Here is a 5844-nt window from a genome sequence, read left to right as displayed (position 1 = left end):
GTGGACGACCGCCGCGCGGTCCTGCTGGCCGGCACCCGCCCGGACGCGCCGCCGCCTGCCGCCGTGGCCACGGTGCTCGGCGAGGACGTGCTGTCCGGGCTGGCCGGTGCGATGGACGCACTCCACCCGGGCGGGGCGTACCCGGACGAGCCCCGCACGGCTGCCGGCCGCGACCCGGAACTGGCCGGCTACCTCGCCGAGGCCACCGCCCACCACCCCGACATCGCCCTGCACGCGGTGACCTTGTGGGACTGCGCCCTCGCCGAAACCGGTCCGGCCGGCACCGGGACGATCGGCGTGACGTCGCACCTGCTGCCGGCCAACGCCTCCTGGCGCAGCTTCCTGCGCGCGATGGCCGCCCTGGACAGCACCAGTCACCCCGAGTCCTCGCGCCGCGTCTATCTCGACCTGGTCGCGGCGCTCGGCCGCGGCGGCACCCCCGTACGGTGGCTGCGCGAGAACGTCGCAGGCCACCTGCGCAGCAGCGCGCCCGTACCGCCGGCACCGGCCGTACCGGCCACCGCGAACGCGCCGGCCACGACGCCCCCTTCGAGCGCGGCCGCCCCGGCGGAGCCGATCACCTCCAGCGGGGTGAACCAGATCGACCTCGGCTCGTTCAACGAGTGCGTGGTGATCGAGTCGGTGCGGCTGTCGGGCACCATCACCCGCGGCGAGATCGCCCACCGCACCGGACTGACCCAGCAGTCCGTCTCGCGGATCGCCCGTTCGCTGATCGACCGCGGCATCCTCGTGGAGGACGCGCAGCGCCGGGCCACCTCGGGCAAGCCGCGTACCCCGGTCCGGCTGTGCGGCACCGCCGCGCACGCGCTCGGCCTGCACATCGATCCCGAGGTGCTGACCGCCGTGGTGATCGACCTCGACGGCGCGATCGTCTGCACCTGCACCCGGCCGGTCGGCGCGGACACCGATCCGACCGAATTCGTCGCGCAGGTCGTCGCGTTGGGACGCGAGGCGCTGGAGAAGGCACAGGGCTCGGTGCCGGAGGAGGGCTTCCTCGGCATCGGCGTGGCGGTGCCGGGCCCGGTGGACATCGCCTCCGGTACGGTGCTGGGCCCGCCGCTGATGTCGGCGTGGAACGACATCCCGCTGCTGTACCTGCTCAAGGACCACTTCCCCTGCCCGGTGATCATCGAGAAGGACTCGCTGGCCGCGGCGGCGGGAGAGCGCTGGATCGGCCGCGACCGCAGGGCCCGCGACTTCGCCTACCTGTACCTCGGCACCGGGGTCGGCTCCGGCCTCTACCTCAACGGCGACCTCTACCGCGGAGTGAGCGCCAACGCGGGGGAGTTCGGCCAGCTTTGCGCAATATCGCTGGGCCGCACCGGTCCCGACGGGCGGCCGGAGATGGTGCCGGAGTGCAACCCGCCCGGTTCCGTACCGGAGTTCGCCGCCCGGCACGGCTTCCCCGCCTCCGGCGCGGCCGCCGGCAGCACCGCCGAGTACCGCGAGGTCGGGCGGGCCGCGGCGGCCGGCGACGCGGCGGCCGCCGCCGCGCTGCGGGAGGTCGCCGGCGCGGTCGGCCGCGGCGCGCTGGGCCTGGTCGACCTGCTCGACATCGACCTGATCGTGCTGGGCGGGCCGTTCTTCACCGAGGACACCGCGGGCTTCTACCTCGACGAGATCCACCGGGTGGTCAACGACTTCCCCACCGCGCGCCGGCTGCGCCGGGTCGAGGTCGAACCGTCCGTGCTCAGCGCCGAGGCCGCCGCGGTGGGCGCCGCGTCCACGATCTTCCACGCCACCTTCACCCCGCGCCTGCGCACCCGCGCCCGGGCGTAGGGGCGGCCGGCGTCCGCCCGGAAGCCGGCCGTCCGGGCGCCGGCACCGTCGCCCGGACGGAACCCGTGCATCGAGGTTTCGTCGTCATCAGTCAAAACAACGGCACCCGGTCCGGTCGGAACTCTTGACTCGACGTCAAATCTGGCAACAAACTGCCGCATTGAGAATGCAAGCCCCGGACTTTCTTCGGACTTGCACCAAAGTTCGTCGCAAGGGCCGTAGCTGGCCCGGGTGTTCCGCTTGATCACGCTTGATGACACTCCCCGGACGACGGAGGCAGGATGGACAAGCGAAGGCGTCGGCGCGCGGGCCTGGCCGCAGCGTGCGCGATGGCGTGCGCAATGGGGCTGAGTGCCACCTACGGCGGTACCGCCGTGGCACAGGCCCCGCACGCGGCGGCGAGCACGCCGATCTACCTGGACACGCACTACTCCTTCCAGGAGCGGGCCGCCGACCTGGTGTCGCGGATGACGCTCCAGGAGAAGGTGCAGCAGCTCAGTACGAACAGCGGCCCGGCCATCCCGCGGTTGGGGGTGCAGCAGTACACGTACTGGAGCGAGGGCCAGCACGGCGTCAACAACCTCGGCGCGGACCAGAACAACGGCGGGGTGCAGGGCGGCGTCCACTCCACCAGTTTCCCCACCAACTTCGCCTCGTCGATGTCCTGGGACAAGAGCCTGATGTACCAGGAGAGCACCGCGATCTCCGACGAGGCCCGCGGGTTCCTCGACAAGTCGCTCTTCGGCACCGGCCAGAACAACCTCGGCCCGTCCGCCGACGACTACGGCGACCTGACCTACTGGGCGCCGACGGTCAACCTCGACCGGGACCCGCGCTGGGGCCGCACCGACGAGGCGTTCGGCGAGGACCCGTACTTCGTCGGGCAGATGGCCGGGCAGTTCGTCGACGGCTACGAGGGCAACAACCCGGACGGCACCTCGCAGACCGGCTACCTCAAGGTCGCCGCCACCGCCAAGCACTACGCGCTGAACAACGTCGAGGACAACCGCACCGGGATCAGCTCCGACGTCAACGACACGGACCTGCGCGACTACTACACCGCCCAGTTCCGCGACCTGATCGAGGACGCGCACGTCGCGGGCCTGATGACGTCGTACAACGCGATCAACGGCACCCCGTCCACGTCGGACACCTACACCACCGACGAACTCGCCCAGCGCACCTACGGGTTCGACGGCTACATCACCTCCGACTGCGGCGCGGTCGGCACCAACTGGAGGCAGTTCCCCGGCGGCCACGACTGGGCGCCGCCCGGCTGGACCACCGACCATGACGCGAACAACCCGACCTGGACCGAGACCGCCACCGGCAAGACCATGTCCGGCCAGGCCGGCGGCCAGGCGTACTCCCTGCGGGCCGGCACCGACCTGAACTGCACCGGCGACGAGGCCACCACCGCCAACATCGAGCAGGCCATCGAGGCCGGCGCGCTGAGCGAGGGCGTCATCGACAACGCGCTGGTGAAGGTCTTCACCGTCCGGATGCAGACCGGTGAGTTCGACCCGGCCGGCAGCGTGAAGTACACCTCGATCACCAAGGACCAGATCGAGAGCCCGGCCCACCAGGCGCTGGCCACCAAGGTCGCCGACAACTCGCTGGTGCTGCTGAAGAACTCCTCGCCCGCCACCGGCACCAGCCCGCTGCTGCCGGTCGACCCGTCGAAGACGAAGAAGATCGTCATCCTCGGCAACATGGCGAACACCACGACGCTGGGCGGGTACTCCAGCGCGCCGGACCACACCACCAGCCCGGTGCAGGGCATCACCGACGAGGTGAAGGCCGCCAACCCGGATGCCGACGTGGTCTTCGACGCCGCCGGCACTTCCTCGACGGCCACCGCCGCCGCGACGCTCAGCGACCAGACCAAGGCCGACATCCAGTCCGCCGACCTGGTCGTGCTGTTCGTCGGCACCAACGAGAACAACGGCGAGGAGGGCACGGACCGCGCCAACCTCGACATGCCCGGCAACTACGACTCACTGATCGACCAGACCGCCGCGCTCGGCAACGCGAAACTGGCGCTGGTCATCCAGTCGGACGGGCCGGTGAAGATCGACGACGAGCAGTCGAAGGTCTCCTCGATCGTCTTCAGCGGCTATAACGGCCAGTCCCAGGGCTCCGCGCTCGCCGATGTGCTCTTCGGCAGGCAGAACCCGTCCGGGCACCTCAACTTCACCTGGTACAAGGACGACTCGCAGCTTCCGGACAAGTCCGATTACGGGCTGACCCCCGGTCAGACCGGCGGACTCGGCCGCACCTACCAGTACTTCACCGGCACCCCGACCTATCCCTTCGGGTACGGCCTGAGTTACAGCTCCTTCTCCTACTCGCACATCAGTGCCGACCACGCGCAGATCACCGCGGACGGCTCGGTGAAGATCGGCGTCGACGTCAAGAACACCGGCAAGACCGCGGGCGCGACGGTCGCCCAGCTCTACGCCGCCACGCCGTTCACGGTCAAGGGCGTCCAGCTGCCGAAGAAGCGGCTCGCCGGGTTCGCCAAGACCGGCGTCCTCCAGCCCGGCCGCAGCCAGCACCTGACGATCACCGTCAAGGCCGCCGACCTGTCGAGCTGGGACGCGAAGAACTCCCGGCAGACGGTCTACAACGGTCCCTACCAGTTCCAGGTTGCCGCGGACTCCGGGCACGTCGCGGGCACCGCGAACGTGCGGATCAGCGGACGGCTCACCCCGAAGGTGCAGACCGTCACGGTGCAGCCGGAGAACGTCGTCTACAACGCGGGCGACACCTTCAGCCTGACCGGCAAGAACCGGTGGATCAAGGACGACACCGACCACTCCAAGGAGCAGCGCGACACGTCCATCACCGCGGACAACGTGGTGGAGGCGGTCGACAACGACCAGTCCTTCGTGGACCTGAAGCACACAGCCGTCAGCTACAGCAGCAGTGACGCGAAGGTCGCCACCGTCGACAAGGACGGCACCGTGCACGCGGTCGCCGACGGTGTCGCCACCATCTCCGCGAAGGTCGGCGGGGTCACCGGCTCCGCCCCGATCGTGGTGCGCAACTCCCTGACGATTCAAGCGGCGCCGATCGCCGAGGCCGGCAGCACGCTCACCGCGACCACCACCTACATCAACGGCAGCGCCGCCGCGGTCAAGGGCATCACCGTCGGGTTCAAGGCGCCCGACGGCTGGACCGCCACCGCGACCACCCCGGCCACCTTCGACCAGGTCGGACCGGGCCAGAAGGCCACCACCACCTGGTCGGTGGCCGTCCCGGCCGGTACCGACCCGGCGCCCTTCACCCTGGACGCCACCGTCGGCACGCCCGGCGGCGACCACACCGCGCAGACGTCGGTCACCGTGCCGTACGCCTCGCTGACCGCGGCCTACGGCAACTCCGCGATCAGCGACGACTCCGACACGAAGACCGGCAACCTGGACGGTGAGGGCGCCAGCTTCTCCGACCAGGCGCTCCAGGCGGCCGGTTGGACCGCGGGCAAGAACACCGACCACGACGGGGTGAGCTTCCCGTGGCCCGCCTCCGCGGGCACCGGGAACCCCGACAACGTGGTGGCCGGCGGCCAGGCGATCGAGCTCAACGGTTCCGGCGCCGAACTCGGCTTCGTCGGCACCAGCGCCTTCGGTTCCACCTCGGGTACCGGCACCATCCTCTACACCGACGGCACCACCCAGACGTACGCACTCGCGTTCGCCGACTGGTGGTCCGGCTCCGCCACCCAGGGCAGCGACATCGCCGCCACCACGCCGTACCTCAACAACGGCGGCGGCCAGCAGAACCAGACCGTGCACATGTACGCGTCGACGGTGAACCTGCAGCCCGGCAAGACCGTGCAGGCCATCACCCTGCCGAACGTCAGCAGCGGAGTGGTCGACCACCAGGTCGCCATGCACGTCTTCTCCGTGGCCATCGGCGGCTGACCACCCGCGCAGGGGGCCGGCCGCCCGTCAGGGCGGGCCCCCTGCGCAGGCCCCTCCTACGTGTACACGGCGACGAAGCGAGCCGGTGAAACGGTGAGCCGGCCGGACGGGTCATGGG

Annotated in this window: 2 protein-coding genes; both read left to right on the top strand. The window is 70.6% G+C overall.

Annotation, left to right across the window (positions count from 1 at the left end; all coding sequences use genetic code 11):
• Window positions 1–1800, top strand: a 1800-nt coding sequence (locus tag AC13HU_RS30705; RefSeq protein WP_483045242.1) for an ROK family transcriptional regulator, incomplete at its 5' end; no start/stop codon positions are given.
• Window positions 1801–2141: 341 nt separating this feature from the next.
• Window positions 2142–5726, top strand: coding sequence for a glycoside hydrolase family 3 C-terminal domain-containing protein (locus AC13HU_RS30700; RefSeq protein ID WP_483045241.1), 3585 nt, complete (start codon window positions 2142–2144; stop codon window positions 5724–5726).
• Window positions 5727–5844 lie beyond the last annotated feature (118 nt).

Source organism: Streptomyces sp. NH27 (genome assembly GCF_056859195.1).
The sequence above is the reverse complement of the archived record's forward strand: the minus strand, read 5'-3'. Positions and strand labels throughout refer to the sequence as shown.